This is a genomic window from Thermanaeromonas sp. C210 (genome assembly GCF_013167955.1).
Classification (GTDB): Bacteria; Bacillota; DSM-521; order Neomoorellales; family Neomoorellaceae; genus UBA12545.
This window is the reverse complement of sequence record NZ_BLWF01000001.1, coordinates 23498-42481: the sequence shown is the minus strand read 5'-3', so window position 1 is coordinate 42481 and position 18984 is coordinate 23498. Positions and strand designations below refer to the sequence as shown.

The following is an 18984-nucleotide window of genomic DNA, read 5'->3' as shown; positions in this document are numbered from 1 at the left end:
CTTTTCAACCCCTCTTTTCCAGAAAGCTGAGACAAAAAAGGCAGCCCTGGCTCCCCCGCACCCGGCCGAACTGGGCCGGGCAAACGTGATATCCCTGGTCGTAGAAAAGGCGCAGCCTTTCTTGCCCTTGCCCGCCGAAGACGGTTTCGGCCATCATGGTCCGCAGGCGCTGGTTTTCTTCTTCCAGGCCCCGGGCGTAGTTCCGGAGCCGCCTTATCTCCCGCTGGACCTCCATCACTTTGAGCTCCAAGGCCGCCAGGGCCGCGACCAGGCTTTCGCCCCCCTGGTCTTCCGCCACCCGGATTTCCCGTTCTTCATTCAAGGTTCTCCACTTCCTCCCGCCGGAATTCCATAACCCCCCGTTCGGGCAGTTCCACGGCCACCTTGCCCCTCAAGATGTTGAGGCCCGTTACTTTGCCCTCCCCTGCGGGCGTCCTCACCCGGTCGCCCACTTCGGGGAAGAGGGGCTTGGCCTCTTCATAAATATTGTTTTCGAAGCGCAGGCAGCACATGAGGCGCCCGCACACTCCGGAGATCTTGGCGGGGTTTAGGGAGAGACACTGGTCTTTGGCCATGCGGATGGAAACCGGCTCGAATTCCCCCAAAAAGGAGGCGCAGCAGATCTCCCTCCCGCAGCAGCCGAGGCCCCCCAGCATTTTGGCCTCGTCCCTCACCCCTATCTGGCGCAACTCGATGCGGGTGCGAAAGACGGAAGCCAGATCCCGCACCAGCTCGCGAAAATCCACCCTCCCTTCGGCTGTGAAGTAGAAGATGATCTTGCTCACGTCGAAGGTAAATTCCACATCGATTAATTTCATGGGCAGACCGTGCTCGGCGATTTTCTGCTGGCAGATGGCAAAGGCCTCTTTCTCCCGCCGGCGGTTGAAGTCCACCTGGGCCTCGTCGGCCGGGGTGGCCTTCCGGATTACCGGTTTTAAGGGTTGGACCACCGTTTCCTCCGGCACTTCCCGGGGACCGACCACTACTTCGCCGTATTCCAGTCCCCGGGCTGTTTCCACAATAACCTTGTCCCCTATTTTAAGCTCCAAGTTGTTGGGATCAAAGTAATAGATTTTCCCCGCCTTCTTGAAGCGTACTCCCACAACCGTGGACAATCTTGCTTTCCCTTCTTTCTCACCCTAAGATAACCCCCCGGGGGCGGTATCGCCCCGGCCCTTTTCCGGCCACGCACCCGGCAAGAACCGGGTCTTTGGGAAACCTTTCGGCGGCCCTACAGAGAATGCACCTCGCGGTGGAGGTTGAGGAGGAGCACCTCCAGGGCCAGGTGGCGGTTGGCGTTCTGTTCCAAAAAGGTACGGGTCCGCCGGAGGTGGCGGTAGCACCTCCAGAGGGCGGCCGGGGGCAGGGAAATCCCCACCAGGTGGGCGGGAATCCGGCCTGCCTCCAGGAGCAGCCCCTCTTCCCCGGTGAGCTGCCACACCAGCTGCTCCCGGCAGGCCACCATGAGTCCATCCACCGCGGACAGCACGTCTTCTTCCTTTTCCAGCCGCGGGAGGACGGACGTCATCAGCCGGCCCAGATCGGAGGCCAGCACTTCCTCCCACAGGGTTCGGACCCCGGCCTCCCCCCTCTGTTCCCCGCCGCAAGATAAAACCTGGCAGCGGGACACAATGGTGGGGAGGAGGAGGGCTGGTTGGGCGGCCAGGAGGAAGAAATAAACGCCCCCCGGCGGCTCCTCCAGGATTTTGAGCAGACAGTTGGCCGCTTCCAGGGTGAGGCTTTCCGCCGGGTGGAACACCACCACCTGGGCTCCTCCCTGGAAGGCCTTGAGGCGGAGCTCTCCTTCTAGTTTCCGCACCTGGTCGATTTTAATACTGGCACCGCGGGGTTCTATAAAGTGGTAGTCGGGGTGACAGCCGGCCTCCAGCTGGCGGCAGGAAAGACAGCGGCCGCAGGCCCTCCCCCCCTCCCGGTGGGCGCAGTTTAAAGCCGCCGCAATCTGCCGCACCGTTCTTAATTTTTCTTCTGCCTCGCCGCCCACCAGAAGGTAGGCATGGCTCAGGCGTCCGGCTGCCAGGGCCCGCTCCAGCCGTTCCTGCACTGTCACCGGGCTTCAGCTCCTAAAAAACGCTTTTAACCCTCGGAAGGCCCGAGGAGGCCTGCTGGCCGCCCCCTGCCGTCCCCGAGTCCGGCCGGTTTTCCCGACCCTTTAAGGGCCCTCAGAGGAGGGGCTCCACCGCCTCCCAGACCTGCCGGAACACCTCATCCTGAGGGCCCGTAGCATCAATAATTTTGAAGCGTCCGGGCTCCCGGCGGGCGAGTTCCAGGTAGCCCTCCCTCACCCGCCGGTGAAAGTCCAGGTCTTCCTGTTCAAAGCGGTCCGGGTCGCCATGCCTTCCCTCGCCCCTGCTCCGCCGCAAACCCTCTTCCGGCGGCAGGTCCAGAAGGAGGGTGAGGTGGGGGGTTAATCCTCCGGTAGCCAGGTCGTTGACCTGGCGCACGAGTTCGGGGTCCAGTCCCCGTCCGAACCCCTGGTAAGCCAGGGAGGAATCCACAAAGCGGTCAGAAAGCACTACCCGTCCGGCCTCCAGGGCCGGCAGTATCTTGCCCCGGACATGCTGGGCCCGGCTGGCGGCGTACAGAAAGACCTCGGTAATTCCCAGCACTTGCTCCGGCCACGACGATAACAAAAGCTGGCGTATGGCTTCGGCCATGGGGGTACCCCCCGGCTCCCTCGTACACAGTACCCTCAGGCCTCTAAGCCCAAGATGCCTGGCCAGGAGCCCCATCTGGGTGGTCTTCCCGGAGCCGTCCGGCCCTTCAAAGGTGATGAAAATGCCCTTCATGCGTCCACTACCCGTATCTCGGTTCTCGGCCCCCTCAGGAGGGCCAGCCTTTCGATGGTTTCCGGCGTCAGCACTTCCCCCGGCACCACCAGAGCCACCCCCGGCGGGCAGGGTGCTACCAGCTCGGCCGCCACCCGCCCCACCGCCTCCTCAAGGGGCAGGCTGCGGTGGGCGGCCTGAAAGGCCTCTCGGGGCGTTAGGGCCACCGGCGGTAGGGGCCAGGGCCCTGCCTTCGGCACCGCGGGCGTGGCCCCGGCCGGGCGGCCGGACGCCCGGCGGGCATCCTTCTTGATCTGTTCCAGGGCGCGGATGAGCCCCTTTACGGCGGCCTGCCCCTGGGCCGGCGTAAGGATCCCGACGATATATTTATCGGCCGCCAACTCCATCTCCTGGCCCCGCTCCCGGAGGGCCCGGTCCAACTCCGGTCCCGTCATGCCCAGGGGCGCCGCGGCAACGACCAGCCTGGTGACATCCAGGCCGGCCACGGCCGCGGACGGCACATCCTCCAGTTCCAGACACGGGAGGCCGAGGTTCTTCAATCCTTGGCGCAACTCCAGGGCCCTATCCACGGCCCAGGCCCAATCTCTCCTTCCCCTCGCTTCCGCCCAGAAGCGCGCCGCATCCAGGGAAGCCAGGAGCAGGTAGGAAGGGCTGGTGGTCTGCAGAAGGCCGAGGGCCTGCTCAACTTCGCGGCCCTCCATCCCCGGCCGCAGGTGGAGCATGGCCGCCTGGGTAAAGGCCCCCAGGGTCTTGTGGGTGCCGTGGACCACATAGTCGGCCCCCAAGGCCAGGGGCGAAGGGGGCAGCCGGGGGTCAAGGCCGAAGTGGGCTCCGTGGGCGGCATCCACCAGCACCCTTACCCCCCGCCCGTGGGCCAGCTCCACCAGGCTCCAGGTTGGCGGCACCAATCCCTCGTAAGTGGGGTGTACCAGCAAAAGGAGTTTGGCCCGGGGATTATCCTCCAGGGCTTTCTTTACCGCCGCCGCCTCGACCCCTAAAACCATGCCCAGGCCGGGGAGCCAGGCGGTTTCCAGGTAGACAGGCCGCGCACCGCTTAAAATCAGGCCGGCAAAGGCGGAGCGGTGGGCATACCGGGGCATGAGGACCACGTCCCCCGGACGGCAGGTGGCCAGGAAGACGGCCGCGATCCCGGCGCTCGCACCGTTGACCAGGAAAAAGGTGGAGCCCGCCCCGAAGAAGGCTGCCGCCCGCTCCTGAGCTTCCCTGATGACGCCCCGGGGCTCCTGGAGGTTGTCCAGGCCGGGAACCTCGGTCAAATCCATCTGGAAGACCTCCGGCCCCAGGCGGCGGTAAAAGTCCCGCCAGGTTGCCCGGCCGCCCCCGTGTCCCGGCGTGTGCCAGGAAGCCAATCCTTGCTCCAGATATGCTTTCATGGCCTCCCACAGGGGCGCCCGGCGGCGACCTTTAAGTCCCACTTTGTTAAACTCCCGTCTCTTTGGTCCTTTGGTGCTTATTATAGCACGATAAAATAGGGCCTCCAAGGCAATTTTCCCTTAGCGTGTCCCCACTTTTCGCCCGGGAGCGATTTAGCTCCGCTCGCTCTGTGAGCCCCGCAGGACCGGCCTTGGCCGGGATGCTGCGCTTATTGTGCCGGCCGCTGCACGCCGGCATGGTCCACGTAGTAGTCGCCCTTAATTAACATTTGGGACACCGGCACCACCTGATAACCGTCGGCTTTGAGCTTCTCCAGGAGGGGGCCCAGGACGTCCGCCGTGTACCTCCCGTTGTTATGGAAAAGAACGATGGAGCCGGGTTTAATGCCCTCCACTACCCGCCGGTAAATGTCGTCGGCCGACAAGTGTTCCTGCCAGTCCAGGGAGTCCACATCCCACTGGATGGCCTTATACCCGAGGCGCTGGACCACGCGGATGACAGTGTCGTTGTAGTCGCCAAAGGGCGGCCGGAAGAGCTCCGGTTTGTAGCCGGTAATTTCCTCTACCATGCGGTGGTTTTCCCGGAGCTCCTGCTCCATCTCCTCTTCCGATAGGGAAGTAAAGTGGGGATGGGTGGCCGAGTGGAGGCCGATTTCATGGCCCTCGGCGGCAATTTTCTTGGCTACGTCGGGGTATTTGTTAAGCCAGATGTTGGTGAGGAAAAAGGTGGTCTTTACGTTGTGCTGCCGCAGGATTTCCAGGATCCTGGGCGTGTACTCGGCTCCCCAGGTGGCATCAAAGGAAAGGGCCACTTTTTTCTCCGTAGTCGCCACGCTGTAGATGGGCAGCAACCTCCTGGCCCGGCCCACCAATACGGCCAGGGGCGGCCGGTCGGCCAGATACCCTCCGGCCAACATGCCCGCAAAAAAGAGCAAAAGACCGGCAAGTACCTGCCGGAAGGCCCTTCGCCGCAAAAGAATAAACATCCCCCGCACCTCCTGGATAATCCTATTCGGCCGGGGGATGGGATATGTCTTTGTTTAAGGTTTTAAGCTTTCTGGTAGGCCTGGTCCAGCAGCTGGATAACGTGAACGGCTTTGCCCGGCAGGCCCTGGACCCTTAGGCCGTGGGCCAGTTGGAGGAGGCAGGCCGGGCAGGCGGTGGCCAGGTACTGGGCACCGGTACTGCGGAAATTGTTCATTTTGCGCTCCAGTATCCGGCGGGACAGGTCATAATGGGTAACGTTGTAGGAGCCCGCCCCGCCGCAGCACCAGTCGGCTTCGTTCATTTCTACGAAGCGGACGCCCGGAATGCTCCTTAGGATTTCCCGAGGCTGCTGCTTGATCTTGAGCCCGCGTATTGCGTGGCAGGGATCGTGATAGGTAACCGTAATATCCAGGCTGCCCATTTCCTTTCTTATGCCTATTTCCGTCAGGTACGCCAAGGCATCCCTTACTTTAGCGGCCATCTCCCGGGCCAGGGGACCGTAGTGGGGATCTTCTCCCAACAGCTCGGCGTAATTTTGGAGCCCGTGGGCACAGGAAGCGCAGTCGGTTAGGATGGCTTCCACCTGATATCGCCTGAATACCTCCAAGTTCTGCCTGGCCAGGCGTAAAAGAGTCTCCGTGTCACCGTAAGCCTCGTGGGGTATCCCGCAGCAACCGGTGGGGGGTACTACCACTTCGCAACCGTTGTGCTGCAGCACCCGGAGGGTAGCCTCGCCTATAGCGGGGAAAAAATTGTTGATTACGCACCCGATGAAGTAGGCCACCGTGTGCCGGGGACGAGCCGGCGGCTTGAGGAGCTGGGGCAGGCGCTGCCGCAGGGTATAGGCGGGCACGTCCGGCAGGAGCCCCTCGGCCTTGCCCAGGGCGCCCAGCAACTTGAGGAAACCTATCTGGCGGGCCAGCCAGCGGGCGCCGCTCCGCTGGTAGAAGCGGAGGGCCTTGGCCCCCAGGCTTAAACGGCGCTGGTCGGCCAGGACGCCCCTTAAGGCCAGGCGCAGGGGGAAGGGCTGCCCCTTGGCCCTGGTGATTTCCGCCCGGGCCGCTTTTACGAGGGTATCCGTAAGGACGGAAGAGGGGCAGGCATTGACGCAGGCCCCGCAGAGGAGGCAGGAATAGATGTGGTGGTTAATCTCGGGGCTACGGGTAAGATCAAAGGTGCCTTCCAGGGACAGGCGGATTAGGCGGTTACGGCCGCGGGCCACGGAGAATTCTTCCCCAGTAGCCTTATAAGTGGGGCAAACCTCCTGGCAAAACCCGCACTTGTTGCAGCGCACCACTTCTTCCCTCATGTCGCGCAGAGCTCTAACCATCCTCGCCTCTCCTTTCCTACCCCGCAGTTTCAGTAGCCTCGGCAGCGTCCAGCACATAGGCCAGCACTTTGCTATTGGGTGTTAAGACCCGGCGGGGGTCCAAGGCTTCTTTAATCCTCCGGAGGAGGGGGATGAGGGCCGGACCGCGGGCCTCCACCCACCGGCGGACCATGGTCAAATCATTAATGTTTTCCACGAGGAAAAGGCCTCCGGCTCCCGCCGCCAAATCCTGCAGCCGGCCGAGTACCTCCCGAACTGCTCCGTAGTCGGCCGGCGAGTGCTTGAGAAAAACGTGGACATGGCCGTTACCGAAGTGGGCCACCAGGGCGACCTTCTGCTGCCCCGAGTCGAGCAGAGAACGGGCTTCCCGGATAAATTTCCCGGTAGCGGTAAAGGGCAGGGAAGCGCTGCCCAAGATGGCCCCCTCCCCGCCGGCCATGACCCTCCATGCTTGGCGCCTGGCTTCCCAGAGGGCCGCGGCATCATCCTCTCCGGCCACCGCCAGTTCGGCCCTTGCCCCGTACTTAGTCCGCACTTCTCCTACCTGCCAATCCACCGCCTCCGTAAAACCGGCAAAGGCCACCAGGAGGCAGGCCTCGCCCCGTACCGGCAGGGGATGGCCGCTTCCCTGCAGGGCTTCCATAATAGCGGCGTCCATTAGTTCCAGGGCTACGGGACCCAGGTCCTGGCGCAGGTTGAAGGCCGCCTCGCAGGCTTCTTCCAGGCGAGGAAAGCCCAGGCAAAGGGAGACTTCCTTTTCCGGTAAAGGCTTCAGCTTAAGTATGGCCTTGGTAACCACTCCCAGGGAACCCCAGGAGCCGGCCAGGAAACGGGTGTTGTCGTAATCCTGGACATTCTTGACCGTCTTCCCCCCGGTGTGGACGATTTCCCCGGTAGGGGAAACAATTTCCAGCCCCAGGAGATAGTCCTTGGTGGTGCCGTAGGCCAATTTGCGGGGGCCCGAAGCATTGGCGGCAATACACCCGCCCAGGGTGCAGGCTTCGCCCTCCAGGGGATCAAGGGGTAAAAAGAGGCCTCCTTTCTGGAAGGCCTCGTTTAAAGACGCCAGGGACAGCCCCGTCTCTACCCATGCCGTTTGATTATCCTGGTCGAATTCGATAATCTTCTGCAGCCGGGTGAGCCTCAATGCTATGCCGCCCCTGTAAGGAAGGAGCCCGCGCCAGGCCTGCAATCCGGCTCCCCAGGGAATGACGGCCACGCCCTCCTCGTTGGCCAGGCGCACCACCCGGGCTACCTCCTCGTTGTTGCCCGGGTAGACCACCACGTCGGGTAAATAATCCCCTCCCAGGGAGGCCTGCCGGCGCACGGCCGGGTCCTCTATGACGTGCTCTTGTCCCAGAAAGTTTGCCAGTTCCTTAATGAGTTTGGCCTCCATGCTTTTAACCCCCCGGTCTTGCCAAACTTAAGCCTCGGGTATGAATTTTCCGGCGTTAAGGATGCCATTGGGGTCAAAGGCCCGGCGTTCCCGCCGCATGAAATCCAGATCGGCCTCCGTAAAGGCCAGGGGCATAAAGTCCAGTTTGGCCAGGCCGATGCCGTGCTCCCCGGAGAGGGTCCCGCCCAGGTCCAGGGCGGCCTTAAAGATCTCTCCCCTCGTCTTGTGGACCCGCTCCATTTCCTCTCGGTCCCTCTCATCAAAGAGCACAAGGGGGTGGAGGTTCCCGTCCCCGGCATGGGCCAGCATCCCGATGGGGACGTTATATTCTTCGGCCACGGCCGCCACCCGGCGTAGCATCTCCGGCAGTTTGGTGCGGGGAACGGTGGCATCCTCCAGGTCGTAGGAGGGCCGCAGGCGCGCAATGGCCCCGATGGCCGTCCTGCGGGCCAGCCACAGATTATCCCGCTCGGCGGCATTTCTCGCCAGCTGCACCTCAATAGCCCCGTTGGCCCGGCAGAGCTCGATGATCTTTTCCGCCTGCCGGTCCAGGCCGGCCTCCCACCCATCCACTTCAATCAGCAGCACGGCGCCGGCCTCCAGGGGCAGGCCTATATGCAGCCAGTCCTCCACGGCCTGGATGACCTTATTGTCCATGAGTTCCAGGGTGGCCGGGATGATGCCGTGGGCTATGATCTGGGATACCGAATTCCCCGCTTCCTCCAGGGTGTTGTAGACGGCCAGCATGGTCTTAATGGCCGGGGGTTGGGGAGTAAGGCGGACGATTATCTTAGTAGCTATGCCCAGAGTACCTTCGGACCCGATGAGGAGGGAAAGCAGGTTCAGTTCCGGGGCAATGGGCTCCCATTTGCCTCCTATCTGTACGATGTCGCCCGTGGGCAAGACGAGCTCCACGCCCAGGATATGGTCCTTGGTAACCCCGTACTTGATCCCCCGCATGCCGCCGGCGTTTTCACCGAAATTGCCTCCCATGGTGGAGACCTTCTGGCTGGCCGGGTCGGGCATATAAACCATCCCGTAGGGGGCCACGGCCTTCTGGAGCTCCATGTTGGTAACCCCGGGCTCCACCACCGCCACCCGGTTAGCCGGGTCGATTTCCAGGATGCGGTTCATACGGGTCATGACCACAACTATACCCCCGCGGTGGGGCACGGTGCCGCCGCTCAATCCCATGCCGGCCCCCCGGGGGGTTACGGGAATCTTTTTGGCGTTGGCCAGTTTCAGGATGGCCGCTATCTCTTCGGCCTTCTGGACAAAGACCACAGCATCGGGCCTGCCGTAAAGGAGGGTTGCGTCATACATGTAGGTGGCCAAGGATACTTCGGAGGTCAGTACGTTCCCCTCGCCCACGATACGCACCAGTTGAGACAGGGTGTCGCGATCCAGCATGCCAGACCTCCTTCCTGGGAATTCACCCGCTCCAATCCGGCGGGGTCTTCTAAAGGTCCCCGCTCCTGACTACATACCCCTTCAAAAGATTAATAAGTTTACTAAAACTCGCCGGTCCTTGCCGGCCTGGCCCGGAAGACCCTTACGGACCTCCGGGAAGGCCGCGTCACGGGGGTCCCCATAGCCGGGGTTCCCTCAGCCCCGGGCCCCTTCGGGCCTCGGCCGCCCTATCCGCCTATCCTATGGTCAAGCCAATAGACCAAGAAAGGATGGGGAGGCCACCGCGGGCGGCAGCAGCCTCCCCCTTCGGGCGTTACTCGGCGCTCACCTTGGCCAGGCGCTGCAGGTGCTCCCAGCGCCGGTCCACTTCCGCCTGGAATTCTTCGATAAGGTATTCGTTGCCCTTCTGGAAGAAGTGGGCGAAGCGGCCCTGGGGCTTCAGGTACTCCGTTACGGGCAGCTTATTCTTGGGAGTGTAGTTGATGACCCACTTCTGGCCACGGTCCTCCACTTCAAAGAGGGGGTAGAAGCAGGTTTCGGTACCCAGGCGGGCGATTTCCACGGTCATGTTTTCGGGGAAGCGCCAGCCGCGCGGGCAGGGAGCCTGGATGTTAATAAAGGAGGAGCCCTCGTAGTTCAGGGCCTTCTCTACTTTGCGCATAAAATCCCGCCAGTTGTGCAGGGAGGCATTGGCCACGTAGGCCCCGTGGGCGGCGGCAATCCAGGCCAGGTCCTTGCGGTGCTGTTGTTTACCCTTCTGGGCTTCCCCAACGTGGCTGGTGGTGGTCCAGGCGCCGTAGGGGGTGGCGCCGGAACGCTGGATACCGGTGTTCATGTAGGCTCCGTTGTCGTAGCAGATGTAGAGAACCCGGTGCCCCCGCTCCAGCATGCCCGAGAGGGCCTGGAAGCCGATATCGTAGGTGCCGCCGTCGCCGCCGATGGCGATAATGGCGAACTCTTTTTGCTGGTCCAGTTTGCCCCGTTTCTTAAGGGCCTTGACGGCCGCCTCGATGCCAGAGGCTACCGCCGCCGCGTTCTCGAAGGCATTGTGATAATAGGGGGTCTTCCAGGCCGTATAGGGGAAGACGGCCGAAGAAATCTCCAGGCAGCAGGTGGGCTGGACTACAATGGGCGCCTGGGACGCGGCCAGCAGGGCCTGCTTTACTACGATGGGCGCGGGGCAGCCGGCGCACAGGCGGTGGCCGCCGGTGAAGAGTACTTCCTTCTGGCTGAGTTCCCTAAGGCTCGCCATTATTGCCACCCCCTCAGGTCCAGGTAGTTGAGGATACGGTCTACTTGGCCGGACGAAGCGATCCTCTGCAGGTGCTCGTATACCCTGCGTATGCTCCGGGCCGGTACATCCCGCCCGCCGAGGCCGGCTACGTAACTTATCAGGTTGACCTGTACTCCTTTATGATAAAGGGCGCCCAACACATCGCTGAAGACGGCCGGTCCCGGAGCGCCGGGAGAGAGGGCCTTCTCCATAACCGCCGCCGCCTTGACGCCCTTGAGGGCCGCAGCCACCTCCTCTATGGGGAAGGGCCGGTAACAGCGGATCTTGAGGACCCCGGCCTTCACGCCCTGGCCGCGGAGTTCATCGGTCACCGCGCGGGCCGTGCCCACCATGGAACCCAGGGTCACGATGGCGATTTCCGCATCTTCCAGGCGGTAGCCCTCCACAATCCCGTAACTGCGGCCGAACTTCGCGCCGAATTCTTTGTCCACGGCCTCTATGACTCCCTTAGACTGCTCTAAGGCGTAAGCCTGGGAGTACTTATGTTCGAAGAAATACTCAGGCAAGGTCAGGTTGCCCAGGCAGACGGGGTTTTCCGTATCCAACAGGCTGTAGGCCGGCCGGAACTCGCCCACAAAATCCTTGACTTCCTGGTCATCGAGGACGTTAATGGGTTCCACGTTGTGGCTGACCACAAACCCGTCCAGGCAAACCATTACGGGCAGCAGAACCGAAGGATTCTCCGCGATCCGTACCGCCTGGATCACGGTATCGTATACTTCCTGGGCGCCCTCGCAGTAGAGCTGGATCCAGCCGCAGTCCCGGGAGCCCAGGCTGTCGCTCTGGTCGTTGTGGATGTTAATGGGGGCCGACAGGGTGCGGTTAACATTGATCAAGACTATGGGATGCCGATTGCCGGCGGCAATATACAGGACCTCGTGCATGAGGGCCAGGCCCTGGGAGGATGTACAGGTGATGGTACGGGCCCCAGCCGCCGAGGAGCCGCAGCAGGCGCTCATGGCGCTGTGCTCGCTCTCCACGGCCACCAGCTCCGTTTTCACCGAACCGTCGGCCACGAACTCGGCAAAGCGTTCTACAATCTCGGTCTGGGGTGTGATAGGATAGGCCGCCACCACATCCGGGTCGATCTGGCGCATGGCCTCGGCGGCCGCGCCGTCCCCGGTCAACCCGATGGTTTTCCGCATCCTTGTTCCTCCTTCCCGATTATCCCGGCTTGTTGTCCCCCGGGGCAAGGGCCTAGTAATCCCCACCTTCGGCCATGGTCATGGCCTTTTCCCTGGGACATTCCTGGGCACAGATACCGCAGCCCTTGCAAAGGGTGGTATCGATGCCGGTGATTTTCCCGTCCTTAACTTGAATGGCCATTTCCGGGCAGTAAATCCAGCAGATGAGGCAATGGGAGCAGTCTTCGGGATCCCAGATGGGCCTCTTGGTCCGCCAGCCCCCCGTCTTGTATTCCGTGGAGCCCTCGGAAACCAGGGTTCCTCCCAGGGGAATCTCATACCACGCGGGAAAGGCCGTTTTGTCCAGCCTGCGGATGGCGTTGTTGATCTGGACCATTATAAACCCCGCACCTCCTCATAAGCCCGGCGCACGGCATTGAGATTTTTTTGCACGATTTCGGGTTTGAAGCGGTGGCTGAATTGCTCTTCAAACTCCGCCAGGATGTTTTCCAGCTTAATGAGCCCCATGACCCGTGCCAGGGCCCCTACCATCGGAGTGTTGGGAATGGGGCGGCCCAGCTCTTCGCTGGAAATCTTATAGGCATCCACCGCGTAGACTTTGAACTGGCCGTCTACTCCCAGTTCCCGGGCCAGGTCCGCGGCCGTGCCCGGATAATTGGCAATAACCGCCCCGCCTTCTTTGAGGTTGGCGGTCACCTTCACGGCCTTCAGCAAAGTGGGGTCCAGTACCACCACCATGTCGGGCTGCTCGATGGCACAGCGTAAATTAATGGGAGCATCGCTTATGCGGGTATAGGCTACAATGGGAGCTCCCATTCTCTCGGTACCGAACTGGGGGAAGGCCTGGAAATACAGGTTCTCCCGTATGGCCGAGGCTGCCAGGTAACGGGAGGCCAAGACTGCGCCCTGGCCGCCGCGGGCATGCCAGCGGATCTCAACCATTTTAGCCATATCAGTTCCTCCTCTCCCGTATTTGTGCAGTGTTTCACAACAGTTAAAATGTACTTAATTCGCTAACCCCACCCCTTCTATGTATTTTAATTTAATTGTCCTGCCTTAAGATTAAGGCAAATTAAACGGGAGTTCAGCCCGCCCCGGCTCCAATTTATCGCCCGCCCGTAGGCCCTGGGACCTGGCCCATTCGGCGGCCGGTATTTTGCCGGTGCCTGTAAACTGCACCCTCTTTACCAGTAGGGCGCCGTCACCGGTGGCCACTACGAAGCCGTCGTCCCGGACGTCCAGGACTTCGCCCGGCGTGCCCCCGCCTTCCCAGGGCATGGCCTCCCAGATCTTTAGCTTTTCACCCCGGAACACGGCCCAGGCGCCCGGTGTGGGGTCGGAGCCGCGGATCAAATTATAAAGCTTTGGCGTGGGCTGGGACCAGTCCAGGCCCACGTGCTCCTCCTTAATGACCGGCTGGAAAGAGGCCTGGCTTTCGTCCTGGGGTACCGGCCGGGCTTTGCCCTCCCGGATGAGGCGGACGGCCTCCGCCACCAGTTTTACGCCCAGGGGGTAGATCTTGCCAAAGTAAAGGGTTTTCACGCTGTCGTCGGGATCGATGGGGACTCTCTCCTGCAGAATGACGGGGCCGGTATCCACACCTTCGTCAATCTGGTGGATGGTCACGCCGGTTTCCTTTTCTCCGGCTATAACGGCCCAGTTCATGGCGCTCCCGCCCCGGTACTTGGGAAGCAGAGAAGGATGGAAGTTTATTCCTCCGTGGGTCGCCAGGTCGATCATGGCCTTGGGGACAAATTGGGTAACATAGGCCAGCACCAGAAGGTCGGGCTGGAGATCCGCCACCCAGGCGATGGCTTCCTGATCCTTAAGCCTGGGGGGCTGAAGTAAAGGTATCCCCCGCTCCAGGGCCAATTCCTTAACCGGATTGGGGGTTTTCTGGTCGGGTTTATCGGGTATTGTTAATACTCCGACAATTTTTTCGCCTTGGTCAATAAGGGCTTGCAGGCAGTCTCGCCCGAAGGGGGCCTGCCCTATAAAAACAATGCGCAATTCTTCCCCTCCCCCTATGTAGTATATCGGCTTTGTGCGCACCTTCCCCTTCCCCGGCCTTCTTCCACCAGGTGTTTACCGTGAAGGCTGCCGCGGCGGCCCGGGGAACGGTTCTCCCCTTAAGGTTTGTAATTTTTAAATTGAGTATACCATTGAAGCCGGAACCTGTCAATAATTAGGTGTGCCCATCTGGTTGTCAGACCAGTGGGTTTTCTTCCCCGGACGCCGCAAACCTTCCGCAGACGCCTCAACCAGCCGACGCCGAGGTACTCCGTTTGTAATTAAGATAGTATGCCTCGCAAGCAGGGGGCTTCCGGCCTGGGGAGCGGGTTCACTAAAACGGAACAGCGGGCCGAGGCCCGCCGGAGGGGCAAGAAGCAGGGCCCGGTGGCCGGGCCGCAGAAAGGAGAAAGGGGGGCACCGGGTACGCCGGGGCCGCAACTGGAGGAGGGGCCTTGCTCCGCGAGGCTGCCGGATGAAGTCCGCCCAAGGATGCCCGGCAAAAACCGGCAACTGCCCGACGGGTAATTTTGAGGTTATAGGGGTCGTGTATGTTGTATACCGGAGAGTTGACTATCCTGGAGGGTAGTGTTAAAGTAAGAGCGGGTAAGGAGGACTCTCTATTAAGTTAAGGCAAGGGAGATGAAATATATATGCCCAAGTTAACCATCGACGGCAACACGGCTGCCGCCCACGTGGCCTATGCCCTGTCGGAAGTAGCCGCCATTTATCCCATAACTCCCTCCTCCCCCATGGCGGAGTTGTGCGATGAGTGGGCCGCCCAAGGCCGCAAAAATATCTTCGGTCGCCCCTTGAAGGTAGTGGAGATGCAGTCGGAGGCCGGGGCCGCCGGTGCGGTTCACGGGTCCCTGGCCGGTGGGGCCCTCACTACAACCTTCACCGCCTCCCAGGGGTTGCTTCTCATGATCCCTAATATGTACAAAATTGCCGGCGAGCTGTGGCCCTGTGTATTTCATGTGGCCGCCCGCTCCGTGGCCACCCATGCCCTGTCCATTTTCGGGGACCATTCCGACGTGATGGCCACCAGGCAAACGGGTTTTGCCCTCCTTTCTTCCGCTTCGGTACAGGAGGTAATGGATTTGGCCTTGGTGGCCCATCTGGCCACCTTAAAGGCCAGCGTCCCCTTCGTCCACTTTTTCGACGGTTTCCGCACTTCCCATGAAGTGCAGAAAATCGAGGTCATCGCTTACGAGGATATGGCCAAGCTAGTGGATTGGCAAGCCATCGAGGCCTTCCGGCGCCGGGCCCTTAATCCCGAACATCCCCACCAGGCGGGTACCGCCCAGAATCCCGATATCTTCTTCCAGGGGCGGGAGGCCGCCAACCCCTATTACCTGAAAGTGCCGGGGATCGTCGAGGAGGTTATGGGGAAGGTCGGGGAATTGACCGGGCGCCGCTACCGGCTGTTCGATTACCATGGGGCCCCCGATGCCGAACGCGTCATCGTCTGCATGGGTTCGGCCTGCGATGTGGTGGAAGAAACGGTGGATTACCTGGTGGAGCGGGGAGAAAGGGTGGGCCTTGTTAAGGTACGGCTGTACCGTCCTTTCTCTGCCGAGCACTTTGTAAACGCTCTCCCGCCCACCGTCCGGCGCATTGCCGTCCTGGACCGCACCAAGGAGCCGGGCGCTCTGGGCGAGCCCCTCTACCAGGATGTCACCACCGCCCTGGCGGAAAGAGGCAAGAACAATATCCTGGTGGTCGGCGGCCGGTATGGTCTGGGCTCCAAGGAGTTCTCCCCGTCCATGGTCAAGGCCGTCTTCGACAATCTGGCCGCCGACCGGCCCCAAAATCATTTCACCGTGGGCATAACCGACGATGTTACCGGGACCTCCCTGGAAATCAAGGAGTATATCGACACGGCACCGAAAGGGCTTTACCGCTGCAAATTCTTCGGTCTGGGCTCGGACGGCACGGTGGGGGCCAACAAGAATTCCATTAAGATTATCGGCGACCATACCGACATGTACGCCCAGGGATATTTCGTCTACGACTCCAAGAAATCCGGGGGGGTAACCATCTCCCACCTGCGGTTTGGCAGGTCGCCCATTAAGTCTGCCTACCTCATCGACCAGGCAGACCTCATAGCCTGCCACAACCCCTCCTATGTGGGGCGCTACGACCTCCTGGAGGGTATTAAGCCGGGCGGCATTTTCCTCCTGAACTCCAGCTGGAGCCCGGAGGAAATGGAGGAAAAGCTGCCGGCCGACATGAAGCGGACCATTGCCGAAAAGAAACTCAAATTCTACAACATCGACGCCGTTAAGATAGCCCAGGAACTAGGCCTGGGCGGCCGGATAAATGTCATCATGCAGGCGGCCTTCTTCAAGATCGCCAATATCATACCGCCGGAAGATGCCTTCCGTTATATTAAGGAATCCATCGAGAAGACCTACGGCCGTAAGGGCGACAAGATTGTCAAGATGAATCAGGCGGCGGTAGACCGGGCCGCCGAAGCCCTGGTGGAGATCCGCTACCCGGAAAGCTGGCTCAACTGCAGGCAGGATGCTTCCCAGGCTGCGGCCACCCGGGAAGAAGAACCGGAGTTCGTCCGCAAAGTAATGCGACCCATGCTGGCCCTGAAGGGCGACGAGCTCCCGGTAAGCGCCTTTACGCCCGGAGGCTTCTTCCCCACCGGTACTACCAAGTATGAAAAGCGTGGTATAGCGGTAAGCGTGCCCCGGTGGGAGGCGGAACACTGCATCCAGTGCAACCAGTGCTCCCTGGTCTGCCCCCATGCCGCCATCCGGCCTTACCTGGCCCGCCCCGAAGACCTGGAAGGGGCTCCGGAAACCTTTGTCACCAAGAAGGCTACTGGTAAGGAAGTTGCCGGCCTCATGTTCCGCATCCAGGTTTCACCCCTGGACTGCACCGGATGCGGCAACTGCGTTGATGTATGCCCGGCCAAGACCAAGGCCCTCACCATGGTGCCGCTGGAAGAGGCCCTGGCCGTGGAGGCCGAGAACTACGCCTTTGCCGAGGCCCTTCCGGAAGTGAAGGTCAACTTCAACCCGGCCACCATCAGGGGCAGCCAGTTCCTAAAGCCCCTCATGGAATTCTCCGGCGCCTGTGCCGGCTGCGGCGAGACGCCTTATGTAAAACTCATTACCCAGCTCTTCGGGGACCGCATGATCATCGCCAATGCCACGGGGTGCTCTTCCATCTGGGGCGGCAGTGCTCCCAGCTGTCCTTACACCGTCAACCGGCAAGGCCATGGCCCGGCCTGGGCCAATTCCCTCTTTGAGGACAATGCCGAATTCGGTTACGGCATAAGCCTGGCCGTGGAAAAGCGGCGAGAGGAGCTGGCCGGGGCGGTGGAGAAGGTCTTGGCGGCGGAGGCCTTTAGCCCCGAGTTTAAGGCCGCCTGCCGCGCATGGCTGGAAGGAAAGGAAGACGCCGCCCGTTCCCGGGAAGCGGGCAACCGGATTAAGGAACTCCTGCCCCGCGAGTTGGAGGCCGCCGGACCGGAGGCCAAGGAGCTTCTCACTGTCATCCAAAACCTCCAGGACTACCTGGTCAAGAAATCTATCTGGATTGTGGGCGGCGACGGCTGGGCCTATGATATCGGCTACGGCGGCCTGGACCACGTGCTGGCCACGGGGGCCAACGTAAACATTTTGGTCCTGGACACCGAAGTGTATTCCAACACCGGTGGCCAGTCCTCCAAGGCCACACCTTCGGCGGCCGTGGCCCGGTTTGCCGCCGCGGGCAAGAGGACGAGGAAGAAGGACCTGGGCCTCATGGCCATGTCCTACGGCTATGTTTATGTGGCCTCGGTGTGTATGGGCGCCAACCCCAACCAGCTCATCAAGGCGCTGGTGGAAGCCGAAGCCTACGACGGCCCCTCCCTCATCATCGCCTATGCGCCGTGCATCAACCACGGCATCGATATGAGCAAGAGCCAGCGGGAGGGCAAGAGGGCGGTAGAAGCCGGTTACTGGCCCCTGTACCGCTACAACCCCGCCCTGGCGGCCCAGGGGAAGAACCCCTTCATCCTGGACTCCAAAGCGCCGACTTTGAGCTTCCGGGACTTCCTCATGGGAGAAATCCGCTACACCGCCCTGAAGAAGCAGTTCCCGGACCAGGCCGAGGAGCTCTTTGCCCAGGCGGAGGAAGAGGCCAAGGCCAGGCTGGCCGTCTACCAGAAGCTGGCCCAGGGATAGGTATTGTCGAGCTCCCCATGGAGGGCCATAGGTTATAGCTACTGGTAGAAGCGTAAACCCCCCACAGCCTTAAGCAAGCTGTGGGGGGTTTTTCGCCTTATCCGCTGTATTCACTCTTAAATTCCTTCCTTAGTCCGTCCCACCAATCTCTATCCCCGGCCAAAAAAATGCCTTCCTCTATCACAGTTCTCAAAAAATCATTGTTGTTCTTCAGTTCTTGTAGTAGGCGCTCTTTCGGCCATACCACCGGCAGTACGGTCCCCCGAGAATGCTTGTATACCTCCTGCCAAGTATTTTCTTTCAATTTGTCAAGAACCACTAACACATCGAGGTCGCTTTCCTCGGTATAGTCTCCTCGCGCTCCTGAACCAAAGAGCAGTATCAGCTCAGGTTTATGCTCCGCACAAAGCTGTTGTACAAAGGTGTCCAGCTCTTTATAGTTGGGGTGTTTCCGATAGGAACGATACGGCCTTCTCCACCACCGCTCGGGCATAGTTTATGCACTCCCTGGCCTTCGCCTCGCTATAATATTCTCCCGGGTAGCCCTCAGCAAACCCGTTCGGGTATCTCGTAGTGATGTAGTGCCTGTCCAGCTCAGCCAACGTCTCCTCCGGGATACCAAGATCGGCGGCGGATTTTAGCTGGTGGTAAAGGTGTTTTAAGGAATGGCCCCGCACCACTCTACCACAAAAAAGAAGGACAGCCTTTAGGGACTTCTCTGCAGCTTGGATGGCTTGGAATACAGCCCATTCATAGTTCTCCGCCCGGAGGCTGTCTTGGGCAGCCTTAAGATCGCGCTCTGCTTGTTTAAGCCAATCCTGATACCTAGGAGGCAAAACCGGTCACTCCTTTAGCCCTCGGCCGCAGTAACTGTTTTCATTATATCACAATTGTTTTTCCCTTCCTACTGCTTGAATGGTCCGGAAGCTATGCTTACACTTGGGCCGTCGCCTCCCCTGCACCTGCCTTCACCACCGGGTTAACGCCCATGCCGGGCACACGACAAAACCCCACAGCTGCCTCGAGG

Annotated in this window: 17 protein-coding genes; 1 reads left to right on the top strand and 16 read right to left on the bottom strand. The window is 61.0% G+C overall.

Going from position 1 to position 18984, the window contains the following annotated elements:
- Positions 1-4: 4 nt before the first annotated feature.
- The 14 genes from TAMC210_RS00235 to fmt form a co-directional block, all read right to left on the bottom strand.
- Positions 5-322, bottom strand: coding sequence for an initiation control protein YabA (locus TAMC210_RS00235; RefSeq protein ID WP_173296817.1), 318 nt, complete (start codon positions 320-322; stop codon positions 5-7).
- Positions 315-1115, bottom strand: a complete 801-nt coding sequence (locus TAMC210_RS00230) for a PSP1 domain-containing protein (RefSeq protein ID WP_173296816.1) — start codon at positions 1113-1115, stop codon at positions 315-317. Before TAMC210_RS00230 ends, TAMC210_RS00235 begins: the two co-directional genes overlap by 8 nt.
- A 116-nt stretch (positions 1116-1231) precedes the next feature.
- The gene (locus TAMC210_RS00225; RefSeq protein ID WP_173296815.1) at positions 1232-2068 is read right to left on the bottom strand and encodes a hypothetical protein; all 837 of its coding nucleotides are present in this window, start codon (positions 2066-2068) and stop codon (positions 1232-1234) included.
- A gap of 112 nt (positions 2069-2180) precedes the next feature.
- A complete protein-coding gene (tmk, locus tag TAMC210_RS00220; RefSeq protein ID WP_173296814.1) occupies positions 2181-2807 on the bottom strand; it encodes a dTMP kinase in 627 nt (208 codons plus the stop codon).
- Positions 2804-4243, bottom strand: a complete 1440-nt coding sequence (locus tag TAMC210_RS00215; protein ID WP_173296813.1) for an aminotransferase class I/II-fold pyridoxal phosphate-dependent enzyme — start codon at positions 4241-4243, stop codon at positions 2804-2806. Before TAMC210_RS00215 ends, tmk begins: the two co-directional genes overlap by 4 nt.
- A 167-nt stretch (positions 4244-4410) precedes the next feature.
- Positions 4411-5187, bottom strand: coding sequence for a polysaccharide deacetylase family protein (locus tag TAMC210_RS00210; RefSeq protein ID WP_173296812.1), 777 nt, complete (start codon positions 5185-5187; stop codon positions 4411-4413).
- 62 nt (positions 5188-5249) lie between these two features.
- Positions 5250-6518, bottom strand: a complete 1269-nt coding sequence (locus TAMC210_RS00205; protein ID WP_173296811.1) for a (Fe-S)-binding protein — start codon at positions 6516-6518, stop codon at positions 5250-5252.
- Between the two features lie 16 nt (positions 6519-6534).
- Positions 6535-7914, bottom strand: a complete 1380-nt coding sequence (locus TAMC210_RS00200) for an FAD-binding oxidoreductase (protein ID WP_173296810.1) — start codon at positions 7912-7914, stop codon at positions 6535-6537.
- Positions 7915-7941: 27 nt separating this feature from the next.
- A complete protein-coding gene (locus tag TAMC210_RS00195) occupies positions 7942-9324 on the bottom strand; it encodes an FAD-binding oxidoreductase (protein ID WP_217267203.1) in 1383 nt (460 codons plus the stop codon).
- 313 nt (positions 9325-9637) lie between these two features.
- A complete protein-coding gene (locus TAMC210_RS00190; RefSeq protein ID WP_254388438.1) occupies positions 9638-10576 on the bottom strand; it encodes a thiamine pyrophosphate-dependent enzyme in 939 nt (312 codons plus the stop codon).
- Positions 10576-11763: a transketolase C-terminal domain-containing protein gene (locus TAMC210_RS00185; RefSeq protein WP_173296809.1), complete on the bottom strand. Its 1188-nt coding sequence runs from the start codon at positions 11761-11763 to the stop codon at positions 10576-10578. Before TAMC210_RS00185 ends, TAMC210_RS00190 begins: the two co-directional genes overlap by 1 nt.
- Positions 11764-11815: 52 nt before the next feature.
- On the bottom strand, positions 11816-12139 hold the full coding sequence (locus TAMC210_RS00180; RefSeq protein WP_173296808.1) for a 4Fe-4S binding protein: 324 nt from the start codon (positions 12137-12139) through the stop codon (positions 11816-11818).
- Positions 12139-12714 (bottom strand): 2-oxoacid:acceptor oxidoreductase family protein, encoded by a 576-nt coding sequence (locus tag TAMC210_RS00175; protein WP_173296807.1) that lies wholly within the window; start codon positions 12712-12714, stop codon positions 12139-12141. Before TAMC210_RS00175 ends, TAMC210_RS00180 begins: the two co-directional genes overlap by 1 nt.
- Before the next feature lie 111 nt (positions 12715-12825).
- The gene (fmt, locus tag TAMC210_RS00170; protein WP_173296806.1) at positions 12826-13773 is read right to left on the bottom strand and encodes a methionyl-tRNA formyltransferase; all 948 of its coding nucleotides are present in this window, start codon (positions 13771-13773) and stop codon (positions 12826-12828) included.
- 653 nt (positions 13774-14426) lie between these two features.
- Between fmt and nifJ the strand changes: the two genes are divergently transcribed.
- Positions 14427-17957 carry a pyruvate:ferredoxin (flavodoxin) oxidoreductase gene (gene nifJ, locus TAMC210_RS00165; RefSeq protein ID WP_173296805.1) on the top strand — a complete coding sequence of 1177 codons (3531 nt, stop codon included), beginning with the start codon at positions 14427-14429 and terminating at the stop codon, positions 17955-17957.
- 97 nt (positions 17958-18054) lie between these two features.
- Here the strand turns inward: nifJ and TAMC210_RS00160 are convergent, their stop codons facing one another.
- Entirely contained in the window at positions 18055-18450 is a 396-nt protein-coding gene (locus tag TAMC210_RS00160; RefSeq protein WP_173296804.1) for a nucleotidyltransferase domain-containing protein, read from the bottom strand.
- Positions 18392-18793: a HEPN domain-containing protein gene (locus tag TAMC210_RS13800; protein WP_173296803.1), complete on the bottom strand. Its 402-nt coding sequence runs from the start codon at positions 18791-18793 to the stop codon at positions 18392-18394. Before TAMC210_RS13800 ends, TAMC210_RS00160 begins: the two co-directional genes overlap by 59 nt.
- Positions 18794-18984: the final 191 nt, after the last annotated feature.

Excerpts from the sequence above, each read along its gene's own strand:
- tmk (WP_173296814.1), bottom strand. The coding sequence starts at position 2,807 with ATGAAGGGCATTTTCATCACCTTTGAAGGGCCGGACGGCTCCGGGAAG.
- TAMC210_RS00210 (WP_173296812.1), bottom strand. The coding sequence starts at position 5,187 with ATGTTTATTCTTTTGCGGCGAAGGGCCTTCCGGCAGGTACTTGCCGGT.
- TAMC210_RS00205 (WP_173296811.1), bottom strand. The coding sequence starts at position 6,518 with ATGGTTAGAGCTCTGCGCGACATGAGGGAAGAAGTGGTGCGCTGCAAC.
- TAMC210_RS00200 (WP_173296810.1), bottom strand. The coding sequence starts at position 7,914 with ATGGAGGCCAAACTCATTAAGGAACTGGCAAACTTTCTGGGACAAGAG.
- TAMC210_RS00195 (WP_217267203.1), bottom strand. The coding sequence starts at position 9,324 with ATGCTGGATCGCGACACCCTGTCTCAACTGGTGCGTATCGTGGGCGAG.
- TAMC210_RS00190 (WP_254388438.1), bottom strand. The coding sequence starts at position 10,576 with ATGGCGAGCCTTAGGGAACTCAGCCAGAAGGAAGTACTCTTCACCGGC.
- TAMC210_RS00185 (WP_173296809.1), bottom strand. The coding sequence starts at position 11,763 with ATGCGGAAAACCATCGGGTTGACCGGGGACGGCGCGGCCGCCGAGGCC.
- TAMC210_RS00180 (WP_173296808.1), bottom strand. The coding sequence starts at position 12,139 with ATGGTCCAGATCAACAACGCCATCCGCAGGCTGGACAAAACGGCCTTT.
- TAMC210_RS00175 (WP_173296807.1), bottom strand. The coding sequence starts at position 12,714 with ATGGCTAAAATGGTTGAGATCCGCTGGCATGCCCGCGGCGGCCAGGGC.
- nifJ (WP_173296805.1), top strand. The coding sequence starts at position 14,427 with ATGCCCAAGTTAACCATCGACGGCAACACGGCTGCCGCCCACGTGGCC.
- TAMC210_RS00160 (WP_173296804.1), bottom strand. The coding sequence starts at position 18,450 with ATGCCCGAGCGGTGGTGGAGAAGGCCGTATCGTTCCTATCGGAAACAC.